Origin of the sequence: Chryseobacterium sp. SC28, from assembly GCF_003932955.1 — a bacterium.
Lineage (GTDB): Bacteria > Bacteroidota > Bacteroidia > Flavobacteriales > Weeksellaceae > Epilithonimonas.
On the sequence record NZ_QOVY01000019.1, the window covers coordinates 35878 to 51670 of the forward strand.

Genomic DNA, 15793 nt, shown 5'->3' on the forward strand with positions numbered 1-15793 from the left:
TTTGAATTATAGCGTAAGAAATTAGTACTCATTTTTCCCAAAAGCATCGCTTTACGGATGGCAAATCCGTATTTTTGCAACTCAAATAATATTCCTCATTTATCCATCCAAAAATGAATTACGTTTCTGCAGAAAATCTTAGCAAATCTTACGGCGTCAAAGTTCTGTTCAAAAATATTAGCTTCCACGTGAACGAAGGCGACAAAATTGCCATCGTTGCCAAAAACGGAAGCGGAAAATCAACACTTCTGAAAATCCTGATGGGAAAAGAAATCGCGGATGGCGGCGAAGTGGTTATTAACAAAGACATTCAGGTTGTTTTGTTCGACCAAGAAATTGACTTTGACCCCAAACTTTCTGTCGAAGAATTTATGATGACTTTGGATTCTGCGCCTATTCTCGCTTTGAAAAAGTACCATCACGCTTTGACCTCGGAGAATCCGGATGATATGGAAACGGCTTTGGCTGAGATGGAAATCCACAAAGCCTGGGATCTGGAAAATGAAATGGAACAGATTCTTACTCAGCTGAAAATCACAGATCTATCTGCGAAAATGGGAACGCTTTCCGGAGGACAAATCAAAAGAATTGCGTTGGCAAAACTCCTGACAGAAACCAGAGCGGAACATCGCCACACGCTTTTGATTATGGATGAGCCGACCAACCACCTGGATGTGGAAATGGTAGAATGGCTGGAAAATTATCTCGGTAAAGCGAAAATAACCTTGCTTCTTGTGACGCACGACCGCTATTTCCTGGATGCCGTTTGTGATAAAATCTGGGAAATGGAAGACGGAAATCTCTATCTCCACAACGGAAGTTATGCGACTTATCTTGAAAACAAAATGATCCGCGAAGACAATCTGAACTCGACAATCGACAAAGCCAACAACCTATACAGAAAGGAATTGGAATGGATGAGAAGGCAACCCAAAGCGAGAACCACGAAATCAAAATCCCGCCAAGACGACTTCTACGAAACGGAAAAAGTAGCCAAAACCGACACGCGAAAACAAACTTTGGAATTGGATTTCGAAATGAAAAGACTGGGAAACAAAATCCTGGAACTTCGGAATATTAATAAAAGTTTTGGAGAGAAAGTCTTGTTCCGAGATTTTTCTTATCAATTTCAAAGAGGTGAGAAAGTGGGGATCGTTGGGAAAAATGGTGCCGGAAAATCTACTTTGCTTAATATTATTCAAGGTTTGGAGCCTCAAGATTCTGGCGAGATTGAAACCGGAGAGACGATTAAATTCGGATATTTCGCCCAGAAAGGACTTCAATATAAAGAAGACGAGCGCGTCATTGATTTTATTAAAGAAATTGGAGAGAATTTCCCTTTGGCTAATGGAAAAACAATCTCTGCTTCTCAGTTTCTAAGGTTATTCTTGTTTGATGACCAAACGCAATATTCGCCGATTTCAAAACTTTCCGGAGGAGAAAAACGCCGTTTGCACTTGATGTACATTCTTTATCAAAACCCGAATTTTCTGATTTTTGATGAGCCTACAAATGATCTGGATCTACCGACTTTGACGGTTCTTGAAAACTTTTTGCAGAATTTCCAGGGAAGTTTAATCATCGTTTCTCACGACCGATATTTTATGGACAGAATTGTAGATCACGTTTTGGCTTTTGAAGGCGACGGTAAAATCAAGGAATTTGTAGGGAACTTTTCCGAGTATAGAGAAAATCTTAAGAGCGAAGAGAAAAGTCCGAAAACTGAAACTCCAAAAGTTGAAAAGCTTGAAGCTCCAAAGGAAAGTTCTGCTGCGGTGCTGACAAATTCCATATCCAAAAAGAAATTATCTTTCAAAGAACAAAACGAGTTGGAAACCATCGAGAAAGAAATGCCGAAGCTGGAAGAAAAAAGAAACAAAATTCTGGAGCAAATCAGTGATCAAACCGATTATGACAAAATCGCTAAATTTTCTTCCGATTTGAAAGAAATTTCTGAAAAGTTGGAAAATCTGGAACTTCGCTGGCTGGAATTGCAGGAAAACTAACAAATATCATATTTTTAAATCATCTAATAATCAATATCTTACAATTATTTATTAATCTTATTTAGAATTAATTAAAATAATATTTGCAAATCTTAACATTTATTTTACATTTGCACTTGTTTTTAATAATTCTAAATAAACTATGATAAAGCGATTTTTAGTGTCCGGCTGTGTACTGATTTCCCTGTCTCAATTTGCTCAAAAAGGCAAGCCCAAAGAAAGCGATACCATCAAAATCCAACAGATCGAAGACGTCGCTCTGCATAAAACGGACAACCCAAACAGGGCAAAAATATCAACTTCCAAATCGAATCTTACGACAATGGAAAATCCGCAGCCGATTTCTATTGTGACCCACGAGATCATCGAGCAGCAGCAAATGAGACAACTTTCGGAAGTGATCCAGAATGTTAATGGACTATACGTGACCTCGTCTCGAGGAAATTCTCAAGCGAGTTTTGGCGGCAGAGGATTTACATTTGGTTCAGAAAATATCTTTAAAAACGGGGCGCGAATCAACAGCGGCGTGAACCCGGAAGTCTCGGGCTTGGAACGTGTGGAAGTGCTGAAAGGTGCCACTGCCTTGCTGTACGGAAATGTGGCGGCCGGCGGCATTATTAATATGATTACCAAAAAACCGCTCTTCAAATCGGGCGGCACGCTGGGTTTCTCGGCAGGAAGTTGGGATGTGTATAAACCGACGGTGGATTTTTACGGACCGTTGACAGACAAAATAGCTTTCCGCGTGAACGGCACTTACGAGAAGGCAAACAGCTTTCGTGATGTTGTGAATTCTGAAAAATATTATTTCAACCCTTCCTTTGCTTTCAATATCGGCTCCAAAACGCAGATTATCGTAGAAGCCGATTACCTCAGCAACAACTTTACGCCCGATTTTGGACTCGGAACTTTGGAAAATCCTGATAAAAGCTATTCGCTAAACACGATAAGCCCGATCAGCACCTTCTTTGGTACGGAATGGCAATATCAAAAAATTGAGCAGGCTGCTTCAGACATCATTCTCAATCATCAGTTTAATGAAAAATGGACTTTGAACGCGGTCGTGAGCTATCAAAACTACACCAAAGATTATTTCTCTACAGAACGCACGACTTGGACTCTAAGCAACAACCGATACCGATGGCGAAGAAATCTCAACAGAACCTACAACGAGCAAAATTACAACAGTGCGCAAGTCAACCTCAATGGTGAATTCTCCACGGGTAAAGTCAATCACAAAATTTTAATGGGTGCAGATGCTGATTATTTGACATCTGATTCGTATACGTATTACGACCCCAACAGAAACAATGCGGTTTACGGAACGTCCTACTATTTTGGAACCAACGGCGATGCGGGCGGCTATGTTTATCTGGATGACCCCAATTCTTGGAAGGGAGGCATGATGCCAAGTTCCAACAAATATGACAAAACCAGAATCCCCACAAGAAGAATCGGCTTTTATGCTCAGGATTTCATCAGCCTTACCGAAAAATGGAAAGTGCTTGCCGGGCTCCGATATTCCTATTTAGAAAACAAAACCACTTTGGTGACCAATTTTTTAAGCAATTCCAAAATCGGGAAGGATAATTCTGCGACGGCTGACCGAGCGTTTTCGCCAAAAGCAGGCTTGGTGTTTGTCCCCAATGATAATCTATCCCTATTTGCCACCTACACCAATTCCTTCTCTCCAAACACAGGCCGCGATGTCTCAACGGATTCAGGATTGCAACCCAGCATCATCGACCAGTTTGAAGTGGGAATCAAAAAAAATATCTGGAGAAATGCTGTCGCTTTCAATATCACAGCTTATCAAATCCTGAACAGAAATTTCTATCAGCAAGCTCAATTTCTGAGCAACGGCGAGGCGAATAGTGATGCCAATATCAAGGAGTTTGCGGGACAATTGCTTAGCCGAGGTGTGGAGGCAGACATTACCGGCAATCCAAGCCAAAATCTTTCCCTCATCGCTGGATTTTCCTATAACCACGCAGTGTACAAAGATACGCCCGAACTTTTTGGCTATGTAGAAAACCAAAGAGCCGTGAGAACGCCAGCAACCACGGTGAATGGCTCTGTTTTCTACACTTTTGACCAATGGATTAAGGGTCTCAAAGTTGGCGGAACTTACTATTTCATCGGCGATAGGCTGGCTGGCTGGAATGACACCAAAACAGGAGCCAACAGTTTGGAAGCAAGAAATGGCGTTTCGAGGATTTTCAAGCTGAAAGATTACAATATCTTCGATTTATCGATAGGTTACGAATGCAAAAAATTCCTGATACAAGGGAAGATTGGAAATCTTTTCGATACCGAGAATTACACGGTTCACGAGAACTATTCCGTCAATCCGATAATGCCCCGAAATTATTATTTGACCTTGAGTTATAAACTGTAAATTCTAATTTCCAACATTCATCTTTCATAATCGCCGACCAATTGCAAATTTGTATTTTCTAAAATGAAATTAATATAATAATGGACAAAATAAAGAACACCAAAACTTTTATGAGAATCGTACACCGCTATCTGGGCTATTTTTTAGCCGGCATTATGGTGGTTTATTCCATCAGCGGCATCCTCCTGATTTATAGAGATACCGACTTTCTCAAGAAAGAAAATAAATACGAGAAAAAATTCGAGCCCAATCTGACGCCGAAAAAACTGGGCAAGGAGATCAAAATAAAAGGTTTTGAAGTAGAAAGAACGGAAGGTGACCTAATGTACTTCAAACAAGGCACTTACAATAGAAAAACCGGCGAAGCCCAATACAGCAAGAAGGAGTTGCCGTTTGTGTGGGACAAAATGACAAAGCTTCACAAAGCGGAATCCAAAAATCCGCTTTCACCACTGAACACATTTTTTGGAGTATCGCTTTTCTTTTTTGTCTTATCCAGCTTCTGGATGTTCCCGCCAAAGTCCAAGATTTTTAGAAAGGGAATGATCTTCGCGGCGATTGGTTTTGCTGTTGCTTTGTTTTTGACGTTTTTGTAAAAACTAATTCCAATTATAGAACGTGAAATGTTTTAAGCAAGACATTTAAACTCCAAATGATAACAATCGCTCCAACGCCGATGAACATTGCCTTCACAGGCAATTTTCCGGCTAATCTTGCGGCGACAGGAGCGGCCAAAACGCCACCAAGAATCAATCCCGCAATCAATTGCCAATGGCTGATTCCTATCACTGAAAAGAAGGTCAATGCGCTGGCGAACGTGACGAAGAACTCAGTCAAACTCACAGTTCCGATAACGTAGCGAGGTGTTTTTCCTTTTGAAATCAAAGTGGATGTGACGAGCGGTCCCCATCCGCCACCGCCGAATGAATCTAAAAATCCGCCTGCGCCCGCCAACCAACCAACTCGTTTGGTTTTCTTGCGTGTCTTATTCTTTTTGAATGCATTTAGCAAAATTCTAATCCCCAAGATGAAAGTGTAGAACGCAAGAATGGGCTTGATAATCACTGCATATTTTTCGCCCAGATAAGACAACATCAAAGCGCCCAAGATGGCTCCCAAAACGCCTGGAATCAGAATATTTTTGAATAATTTTTTGTTGATATTCCCAAATTTGTAGTGGCTGAAGCCCGAGACTCCGCTGGAAAACATCTCTGCGGTGTGGATGCTGCTGCTGATGGCAGGCAAAGGAATCCCTATGTACAGCAATGCTGCGGTGCAAGTCACGCCATAGCCCATTCCCAAAGCACCATCGATCAGTTGCGCTAAAAAACCGACCAGAAAAAGCCAAAAAAAACGTTCGTCTGTATTGGCATTCAAATATTGATAAGCGACTTCCAGATCTTTGAAGCCGATGTAAAACGAAAGAATGTTGCCAATGAGAAGCAATACAAAAGCCAGAAAACAAACAGTGGCTATCCTGCGCCATTTCTTTTCGTTATTAATTGGAAAAAGCGTTTTCTCTACGTTCGGATCTGTTGCCGTGCGTAGGAAAAAATCGCTTTCCATCGGGAAATTGGGAGCATAATAAAGTTTTTTATGTTTCTTTAAAGTTGAAATAATCGCTTGATCCTGAGTTTCGTTCTCCGTAGCTACGATGAAAAGATCCGCAATTTCCGTATACTTATCTTGGAAATCATCATTGATAATCTTCACCGATGTGTTCTCCAACAACAGATTTTTGAGATCGTCGGACAGTCTTTTTGCCACGATAGAAATGTCTGTCTCGGGCATATTCTGCATCAGATCATTGAGCTGTTCGGAAGCCAGTTTTCCGCCGCCGATTATCAAAATATTATTGGTAGAAGCATTGATGAAGATGGGCAGTGAGATCTGGCTGGTCACGGTTCTGTTTTTTAGGAAATTATTGAATCAAACCTGCGCCCACGGTGACAAAGCTGGTTTCATCAATGAAGATGATGCCACCGTTGGAAGCCAAGTCTTTGTAAGGATCGAAGGGGAAAGGTTTTGCCGTCTTGAGTTTCAGTTTTACGATTTCATTCAGGGAAACCTGCTCCACTTCTTGTTTTTCCAAACTGTTGACGTCCAACTTATATTCGATCTCGCGGATGACGGCTTTGGTCTGCATCGCATTGTTCTGAATGAGATATTTGGAACCAACTTTCAAGGGTTTCTCGCCCATCCAACAGACCAGAACTTCCAATTCCTGCTCGAGTTTGGGTAGATCATTGGATTTTACAATCAAATCGCCACGGCTGATATCGACATCGTCTTTCAAATGCAGAATAGCACTTTGAGGTGCAAACGCTTCATCAACCTGTTGCTGATTAACTTCTATTGCCGAAATTTCGCTTTGAGACCCGGAAGGTAACACGGTAACGGCATCGCCCACTTTGTAAATTCCGCTCGTGATTTTTCCGGAGTAGCCGCGGTAGTCGTGATATTCCTCCGACTGTGGCCGAATCACATATTGAACCGGGAATCTGGCTTTTTCCAAATTGATGGTGCTTTGCAATTCTACGGTTTCCAAATGATCCAATAAGGTTTTGCCATCGTACCAAGAGAGATTTTCGGAGATATCTACGATATTATCACCTTTCAAAGCACTGATGGGGATATAAACCACATTTTTAAGACTCAACTGATCTGCCATTTGGGAATATTCCTGCTTAATTTTATTAAAAATATCTTTGGAATAATTAACCAAATCCAACTTGTTGATGGCCACCACCACGTTGGGAATATTGAGCAAGGATGCAATGATGGAATGCCGCTTGGTCTGCTCGATAATGCCGTTGCGCGCATCGATGAGAATAATTATTAAAGCGGCATTGCTGGCTCCCGTGATCATATTTCGGGTATATTGCACGTGGCCCGGCGCATCTGCGATGATGAATTTGCGTTTTGGGGTTGAGAAATATTTGTATGCGACATCAATCGTAATGCCCTGCTCTCTTTCGGCACGCAGGCCGTCGGTCAGCAAAGCCAAATCAAGTTCGCCGTCGTTTTTGAACTTGCTGGCGCGTTCTACGGCTTCCAGCTGATCGATAAGGATATTCTTGCTATCGTACAATAATCTGCCAATCAGGGTACTTTTTCCGTCGTCTACGCTTCCGGCAGTTATAAATCTCAATATGTCCATTTTTTTTGTCAGTTGTTGGTTGATGGTTGCTCGTTTTTTTTTGAAGCTCAGTTTGCAGAGAATTGCTCAATAGCCCTGATGGTAGCGGCATCCTTTTGCTTTTTTTTCACCTATGAAAAAGCAAAAGATATAGCGGACAGCAGGTTCCCGGCTCCTTATTATTAATCTTTTAGAAGTAACCGGCTTTTTTGCGATCTTCCATTGCCGCTTCGGAAGTTCTGTCGTCTATTCTGGTTTCGCCTCTTTCGCTGGTTTTGGTGGTGATGATCTCTGCAATGACTTGTTCCAAATTTGTTGCGGTGGACAAAACGGCTGCGGTGCAAGTCATATCGCCGACGGTTCTGTAGCGCACACTTTCTGTGGTGACGACGTCGTTTTCGTCAAGGTTTACAAACTCGTTCATGGCGATCAACTGATTGTCGAAATGGAGAACTTCTCTCTGATGGGCAAAATAAATGGCGGGAAGCCGAATTTTTTCTTTCAGGATGTAATTCCATACGTCCAATTCGGTCCAGTTGCTGATGGGGAAAGCCCGCACCTGCTCGCCTTTGTGAATTTTTCCGTTGTAGGTATTCCAAAGTTCGGGGCGTTGCAATTTCGGGTCCCATTGTCCAAAATCATCGCGAACGGAGAAAATTCTTTCCTTGGCTCTGGCTTTTTCTTCGTCTCGCCGTCCGCCTCCGATGCAGCAGTCGAATTCAAATTCTTCCACGGTGTCCAAGAGAGTAAACGTTTGCAAGGCATTTCTGCTTGGTAATTTGCCTTTTGGTTCGGTCAAAGATTTGTTTTTGATCGTGTCTTCTACTTTTCGAACGATGAGTTTCTCTCCGATGCTTTCGACTAATTGGTCTCGATAATCCAGCACTTCCGGGAAATTATGACCGGTATCGATATGAACCAATGGAAACGGAAACTTGCCGGGGCGGAAAGCCTTCAATGCCAGATGAACGAGCGTAATGCTGTCTTTGCCACCGCTGAAAAGCAAAGCAGGCCGCTCAAACTGACCTGCGACTTCCCGGAAAATATGAATAGCCTCGGACTCTAGCTGCTCTAGATAATCCAGATGATATTTTGACATTGAATGCTAATGTTTTTATTTGTGAACGTGCAGACCGCATTCCTTTTTATTGGCATCTTCCCACCACCAGCGGCCTGCGCGAAAATCTTCGCCCGGCTGTATTGCCCGTGTACAGGGCGCACATCCGATGCTGAGGAAGCCTTTGTCGTGAAGAATATTGTAGGGAATATCGTGTTTTCTGATATAATTTTTGACGTCTTCCGTAGTCCAATACAACAATGGATGGTATTTGATGATTTGGTTGGACTCGTCCCACTCCAGTTGCAGAAGGTTTTCCCGATCTGGGGAATGTTCTGCCCGGAGGCCCGTAATCCAAACTTTGTTTCCCTGCAAAGCTCGTTTCAAAGGTTGCACTTTTCTGATATGGCAGCACTGTTTTCTGTTTTCGACTGATGTGTAAAAGGAATCGGGACCTCTTTCCTGAACAAAAGGTTCCAACTCATTTTGATCTGGATAATAGGCTTTGATTGATCTTTGGTATTTTGAGTTGGTCAATGTCCAAGTATTGTAGGTTTCTTCGAACAGGCGACCGGTGTCTAAGGTAAAGATCTTGACGTCTGAATTCTTTAAAAGATCCGTGATGACCTGATCTTCCATACTGAAACTTGTAGAAAAGCAGACTTCTTGCGGAAAAAGAACGGCAAGCCGGGAAACAGTATCTTCCGGAGCGCTATCGAAAACCTTTTCTTCAACTAATGTTTGATAGAATGCTTTTAAATCTTGATGCATAGTTTTATAATTACTGCTCACAAAGTTAATGATTCGCATATATCTGACCAAATTGGTATAATATGAATGGCGCAAAAGTATTTTTTAATAGAATCTTTTCACGTCAATATCGGGATCTAGCTCAACTTGATGCTCCAAATAATCGAACATCTGTTTGGAAAAATAGCTGCCGTTCAAAACACCGCGTGCGCCGAGTCCGTTAAAAATATGGAAGTTTTTGATGTCGATATGCGTTCCAAGAATTGGCCGGCGATCAGCGACTGTTGCGCGGAAAGCGGCTTTGACCTTGGTAATTTTGTAATTTCCTTTATAAAAAGATTTCAGTCCGTTTTCTAATTCTTCAACACTTTGGAGTTGTATTTCCGGGGTTGTACTAAATCGGTCATAAGTTCCACCGTAATAAAATCGGTTTTCGGAAAGAGGAAACAGAAAATGTTTCTTTTTGATGACATACGGATCTATACTTTGATCGATTTTGATCTCCAAGCAATGGCCTTTATTGGGCAGAACCGGAATTTTATCAAAATAAGGATTGTCTCTTACGGCGACACCTTCGCAAAAAATAATGTGCTTGTATTTGATATTTTTATAGGTTGAATTTTCTGCGTCGATGGCATTGTAATCAAAAGACTCGGAAACAAACTGATTCGCAGCGGTAAAATAGCTTGTCATATCTTGGAAAAAATTTTCCACATCTATTCTGCAGGAGTCTTTGACGATTCCGGACTCGAGTGGATTTTCGACCGTCTTTAGTTGAACAAAATTCGGATCTAAAAATGGTTTTAGATTGTCTTTCTCGGCATTTCGCAGCCATTGTTTCTTCTCTGCATCGTCGTGAAAAATCCTGGCCACGGGTTCTTTTACAATGTAATTTTTTCCGGTATAGGCCGCGATTTCCGCAAAGATGGTTTCCAAGTAGTCCATCTGCTCTGCCGATTTCCAAAATGTGGTAAATCTTTTGAGGATAACAGGATTGCAGATACCGGCAGAAATATGGGACGCCGAAACTTGTCCGGCACTATAAATTAGGAAAGAATTATTGCTCAAAAGAAACTGGTGCGCGAGAAAAAAACCGGCAAATCCGCCGCCTACGATGATGTAATCTACTTGCTTCATAAAACAAAAAACCTGAGTAAAGATACTCAGGTTTTTTCGTATTGGGACTATGAGAAATGTTAGTAATTCCACATATCATTTTCCATTTGCAGAATCTGTGCTTTGATGCGGTCACTTTCTTCCAATTGTCCTTCGGCATCATTGGGGATATATTCGTCGATGACGCCGCTTCCTCCTCTTCCCAGTCCGTTATTGACTTTATAGATCACAGAAGAAAATCTTCTGGCATTAAGAACGTCGTCAAAGGTAATATCCGAAGTAGCATTTTTGGCGTTGAAAATATAATTGCTGGACAACACTTGTCTCGCATCGGGATAATAAATCCAGAAAAGATCTATTAGCTCCGGCTTCGAGAGGCTGTTGGGATCCACAGGCTGACCCGAGCTTGCCATTGCTTGCGCTTCGGCGGCTTTTAATTTGGCTCCGTTTGGATCTTCTCCCATTGCGGCAAGGCCAAGCAATCTGTATCTAAGTTGGGTATCTCTTTTGTCGATATACCACATACCCATTAGTTTAAGAGCTTTCACTTTTTCGGTGCTGGTAACGATCCGATCCACATTGGCTGCAATGTCATTTTTTCGGATTTTGTACCAGTTGCCATCGAGGTGGATTAAAACCGTATCCGGATCGATAGAAGGAGCAGCGGTTTTCTTTTTGACCGTTTTTTTCTTTTTTCCTTTACCGGTTATCACCGTTTCTTCAGTCGCAGTGGGCTGAGCGCTTCCATTAAATCCATAGACCCCTTCCAGTCTTGTGGAATAGTTTGCAAAAAGCGAATTGACGGCCTCGTCTCCGGTTCCTCTGAGGGATGTAAAATATTTGAGTAATTTCTGAGCTTCGGCTTCTTCTATCTTATTTGCATTCAAGGTTTCGGTAAAGTAATCATCCACCATCACGGAAGATGTTTTTGAAGCAATTTCCTCGGGAGACAATCGGGTCGTGAAAGAATCATCGCTATATACTTCTTTTATTTTACCGCTGTTGACGGCATCAAGTAGGATGGTATACAGGGATTTGTTCTGTGTTACAAGACCGTCTGCATTATGGTAAAAAGGCTGATTGATTTTATCACTCATATCAATTATTTCCCATACGACTACACTTCTTAAAATGTCTTTATCTTCTATAAATCCATACTTAAGGGGAGTTATGCTATCCTTCTTCACCTCTCTGATTTCTCTGAAAGTCTGCGGGGAATCGGCATTAAGTATGCTACTCTGAGCATAACTCATCATAGAAGAAACAAAAAGTAAACTACAAATAATTTTTTTCATAATAAATTGAATATAACATCAATCAGATTAATTTAACATATAAAACGGTCGTTAAATTATAATACGCTTATAACTACACTTCCAATATTAGGAAGAACAACGCCATTCAAACCTTCTGCAGTTGCCTGGATATCAAATATCGTAACCGCATCGCCAGATCTCAAGCCGCTTATCAAAGACTGGGCTGGTGCCAAGGAATTACCATTAATAGGCATTATAGCTTTGCCGGGCACTTTAATTTTGAAACTTACCACTTTGAATTTAACCGGGAAATCGAAGTCCGGTAAGTTCGCGGAGAGCTCTTGTTTCGGGATCGAACTAGCGGTCATAGGGACATAGCTCTTACCTCTTATTTCTCCTCTTGGCGGAGGAATATTTTTAATTCTGAAATCAAATCCCTGCGAAATCACTTTGCCACTTGGTGCTTTTCCGGAAATTGTCAACTTAATGGTATTGCCGGCACCCGGTGTCACCATCCATTTACCTTTTCCGCCGGTAACGGTTGCGCCCGGAGCAGATAAGGTGGTTGCAGACAAATCAGCACCCAAAATCGATCCGGAAACAGGGTTGGCCAAGCCTCTGTACAAGACATTCATTTTATCAGCCGATAAAATAGCCCCACTTTGCTCCTTAAGCGCTTCTTGACCCGATACGACTGTAAGTGTATGAGAATACGGCAACTGGATGACTTTTCCGTTTTTGTCGGTAAAAGAAATTTCACCTCCAAATTTTTGTTCGCCAGGCGTTGATGTATTTGGCGTGATGATTCCTTGTCCGTTCTCAACCCTTTGCACGCCGGAAATAGTAAGACCCGGGACTGTGCTGGCAAAAGTTCCAATAGCCACTTTGATCTGTGCTGGTTCTCCTTTCATTACTGAGCTAGGACCTGAGACTAAAGCTTCGTAAGCATTGAACTTGATATCTGCATCCACTTTCTCTTGAAGCATAGCTGTGATAGCATCGGATTGCAAGTTCCTCGCTTCAGATTCGACCAATTCAAGATTCGAAAGTGCTGCGATCAGTGGCTGGTTGTAAAACTTATACTGGAACCAGTTTTTACCGCTTTTTGCTCTCTTATCTCCTCCTCGAAATTCTGCCCAAAGATTTTTTTGAGCTCTATCGGCCACTTCTTTCAATTGCGTATTAGATCCGAAGGTAGAGATAATGTAGTTCCTCAAGTCGTCCACTTTATTTTTTAATGCATCTGCCTGAGGAGAAAGTTTTTTTTCGTCTCCATCTTTGAAGAACAAAGTTGTAGCGGGTTCTGTATTATTAAGCGCTGTAAAACTTTCCTCAGCAGGCAGTTCGCTGTTGTATTCTGCTTTGGTACTCATAGTACTTTTGTAGCCTTCTATCATATTTACGAGGGCATCTGTCTTGGCAGATAGACCTTCGTATTGAGCCTGCAAGGGTCCGTAGGTTTCAGGAGAGGTTTTAGCCTTTTCCAGAAGGGTAATATAGAAAATTTTATTTTTACGTTCAACGATGTCTTTTCTTGTGCTGGTCAAAGATTCGTTGGTATCTTTATAAGATCTGATGATTTCCTGATCGATCTGCATCGCGAGCATAGCGATGAAAACCAAGTACATCAGGTTGATCATCTTCTGACGTGGTGTCTGTTTGCCTCCTGCCATTTTAATAAATTAAATTAATTGTTATACAAAAATTAAAATGATAGTGGTTAAGACTTCATTGCGCTAAGCATGCCACCATAAACCCTGTTGAGATTATTTAGATTGCTGGTTAATCCTTGTAATTCATCGTTGAATTTTTCCGAATAGGTGGCAGATTTTTGAATATCTTCAATATACTTTTTGCTGAATTCTGATTGTTTTTGACCCTGCTCGAGCTGAAGTGCGTATAAGGCATTCATGCTTTCCAAATGAGAGGCTGCCAAGTTTAGTTGCTCGTTATATTTATGTGTTGATGCAAAAATGTCCACTGTATGATTGATCTGATCCACAGACGAAGAGAATTTATCAATTCCTCCTTTCAGTCTTTCGAATAGGCTGACGTCTAATTTAGCTTCGGCCAACATTTTGTCCAGTTTATCGGATAGGGACACTTCCAATTCTTTGTTTTCAACATTGCTAGCGACTTTTTTAGGCGTTCTGGCAGCGGAATCATCCAATAATTCAGGATAAACATTTTCCCAAGCATAGTTTTCTTCGGATTTTGGTGGATCGAATGCGAAGAATAAAAAGATTAATGCTTCCGTAATCAAACCTATTGCAAGTGCAACATTACCGGTAATAGGACCTACGCTCCAGTGTGTCATTTTAAATAGTGCGCCCAAGATAACGATTGCTGCACCAAACGAGTAGATAAAATTCGTGATTGAGTCTTTAGTTTTAAACATGTTCTGTATTTTTTAGTTAGTAATTAGTTAGTGATTATTTGGTAGTTCTTTTAAATTTGGCAGCTCCGGAAGGGATATCTTGGATGGTTCTGAAACCGATATAGCTTCTTGCAGAGTCCTTTCTTTCCCAGTCCCTGTATCCGGTCATTAAAAGATATCCTACATCTTTCCACGAGCCACCTCGCACGGTTTTTTTGACTTCTCTATATGCTTGATTGGAAAGATAGGGGTTCAGTGTTGAGGAGAATTCGTAGGTAGAATTGTTGTAAGGAGACTCGGTCCATTCGGCAACGTTTCCGGCCATATCATATAATCCATAACCGTTTTTCTGGAACTTCTTTACGGGAGCAGTGTAGGTATAGTTTCCTTTCTTTTCGTCTTCTATATAAGTTCCTCTTTTCGGTTTGAAGTTGGCTAAATAGCAGCCGCGGTCGTCCTGCAAATAAGGTCCTCCCCACGGATAAGTAGCATTTTCTATACCGCCTTTGGCAGCATATTCCCATTCGGCTTCTGTTGGAAGACGGAAGCGCATGGCTTTTTGCTTTTTCTTTTTCTGGCTGTTGTTGAAATCGGTTTTCATTTTGGTTCTGAAATCACAGAATGCTCTTGCCTGATCCCAAGTAACACCTACAACAGGATATTCCTTGTAAGCATTATGCCAAAAATATTGATCAAATAATGGCTCATTATAAGCGTAATTAAAATCCTTTACCCAAACGGTGGTATCGGGATAGACGGCAATGCTCTCTTTCTTGAGATAATTTGTACCTCGGTCTTTGTCTTTCACTGCAGACATCACATCTTCCCACTGATAGTTATATTTGATTTTGGACCAGTCGATGATTCGTTCATTATTGATTCTTTTATCTGCGGGCAAATACATAGATTCCAAAACTTCTGCGTACTTTTCATCAGGATACTCGGACGTGTTATATTGAAGTGGCACGTTCCAGTCCAATTTTTTGGATTCGTCATACCCATCTCTTCCTCCTTGTGACTCTAAAAATTGCTGATACGGCGTGACCTCGTCGTCTGTTTTCTTCGCTGCGTAGGCATAATCTGCAATAGAACCGCCATCTTCGCCATCTGCACCTCCTTCGCCGGCTGCTTCGGCCAGCAGAGCTCTTGCTATAGAATCTCTCACCGCATTGATGAATACGCGGTACTCTGCGTTGGTAATCTCGGTTTCATCCATAAAAAAGGAAGATACGGTGACGGTTTTAGGCATGGCTTTTTCCGGTGTGGCTGCAAAGTCTTGATCTGCCATCCCCATTACGAAGGAGCCACCCGGTATTGGAACCATTCCATAAGGCCTTTCAGCAATGAATGATTTAGAGGATCCTCTCGGAACAAGCTCTCCCTTGAGGCCCGGCTTACCTGTATTTCCCTTATTCCCTTTGGAACAAGAAACAATAACCGACGTCGATAATAATATTAGTAATATCCTTTTCATCCTATTTTAAAGAAATTAAGCGGTAAATATATAATTTTTTTTATGAATAATTAACAATTTTTATTCTGAACGTAAATTGTTAAAGAATATTTCACAATGCATGAAATTAACCTGTTGTGCATTTAGGAATTAAATAAAAAAGAGATTGTTCAATTGGATAAAAATCCGTATATTTAATTGATTATCAAATAATTAAATAAATGAACAATCTTACTCAAAA

At 41.4% G+C, this 15793-nt stretch carries 12 protein-coding genes; 3 read left to right on the forward strand and 9 right to left on the reverse strand.

All coding sequences use genetic code 11. The annotated features are described in order from the left end of the window. The first annotated feature begins 113 nt into the window (after positions 1 to 113). The 3 genes from DTW91_RS10470 (at position 114) to DTW91_RS10480 (ending at position 5000) form a co-directional block, all read left to right on the forward strand. Entirely contained in the window at positions 114 to 2006 is a 1893-nt protein-coding gene (locus DTW91_RS10470; protein WP_125203328.1) for an ABC-F family ATP-binding cassette domain-containing protein, read from the forward strand. A gap of 142 nt (positions 2007 to 2148) precedes the next feature. Then, positions 2149 to 4404 (forward strand): TonB-dependent siderophore receptor, encoded by a 2256-nt coding sequence (locus DTW91_RS10475; protein WP_125203329.1) that lies wholly within the window; start codon positions 2149 to 2151, stop codon positions 4402 to 4404. Positions 4405 to 4484: 80 nt separating this feature from the next. Continuing rightward, entirely contained in the window at positions 4485 to 5000 is a 516-nt protein-coding gene (locus DTW91_RS10480; protein WP_125203330.1) for a hypothetical protein, read from the forward strand. Between the two features lie 13 nt (positions 5001 to 5013). On the opposite strand, the gene DTW91_RS10485 is transcribed toward DTW91_RS10480, so the two are convergent. The 9 genes from DTW91_RS10485 to gldK all read right to left on the reverse strand — a co-directional run bounded on the left by DTW91_RS10485 (position 5014) and on the right by gldK (position 15573). Next, positions 5014 to 6306, reverse strand: a complete 1293-nt coding sequence (locus tag DTW91_RS10485; protein ID WP_185144773.1) for a TSUP family transporter — start codon at positions 6304 to 6306, stop codon at positions 5014 to 5016. Between the two features lie 19 nt (positions 6307 to 6325). After that, entirely contained in the window at positions 6326 to 7564 is a 1239-nt protein-coding gene (locus tag DTW91_RS10490; protein ID WP_125203331.1) for a sulfate adenylyltransferase subunit 1, read from the reverse strand. Positions 7565 to 7733: 169 nt separating this feature from the next. After that, positions 7734 to 8642, reverse strand: a complete 909-nt coding sequence (gene cysD, locus DTW91_RS10495) for a sulfate adenylyltransferase subunit CysD (protein WP_125203332.1) — start codon at positions 8640 to 8642, stop codon at positions 7734 to 7736. 15 nt (positions 8643 to 8657) lie between these two features. Continuing rightward, entirely contained in the window at positions 8658 to 9371 is a 714-nt protein-coding gene (locus DTW91_RS10500) for a phosphoadenylyl-sulfate reductase (RefSeq protein ID WP_125203333.1), read from the reverse strand. A gap of 84 nt (positions 9372 to 9455) precedes the next feature. Then, on the reverse strand, positions 9456 to 10487 hold the full coding sequence (locus tag DTW91_RS10505) for an NAD(P)/FAD-dependent oxidoreductase (RefSeq protein ID WP_125203334.1): 1032 nt from the start codon (positions 10485 to 10487) through the stop codon (positions 9456 to 9458). A 59-nt stretch (positions 10488 to 10546) separates the two neighbouring features. Continuing rightward, the gene (gldN, locus tag DTW91_RS10510; protein ID WP_125203335.1) at positions 10547 to 11761 is read right to left on the reverse strand and encodes a gliding motility protein GldN; all 1215 of its coding nucleotides are present in this window, start codon (positions 11759 to 11761) and stop codon (positions 10547 to 10549) included. Positions 11762 to 11817: 56 nt separating this feature from the next. Next, positions 11818 to 13395 carry a gliding motility protein GldM gene (gene gldM / locus DTW91_RS10515; protein WP_125203336.1) on the reverse strand — a complete coding sequence of 526 codons (1578 nt, stop codon included), beginning with the start codon at positions 13393 to 13395 and terminating at the stop codon, positions 11818 to 11820. A 47-nt stretch (positions 13396 to 13442) separates the two neighbouring features. Beyond that, entirely contained in the window at positions 13443 to 14120 is a 678-nt protein-coding gene (gene gldL / locus DTW91_RS10520; RefSeq protein ID WP_125203337.1) for a gliding motility protein GldL, read from the reverse strand. A 34-nt stretch (positions 14121 to 14154) separates the two neighbouring features. Next, entirely contained in the window at positions 14155 to 15573 is a 1419-nt protein-coding gene (gene gldK, locus DTW91_RS10525) for a gliding motility lipoprotein GldK (protein WP_125203338.1), read from the reverse strand. Positions 15574 to 15793: the final 220 nt, after the last annotated feature.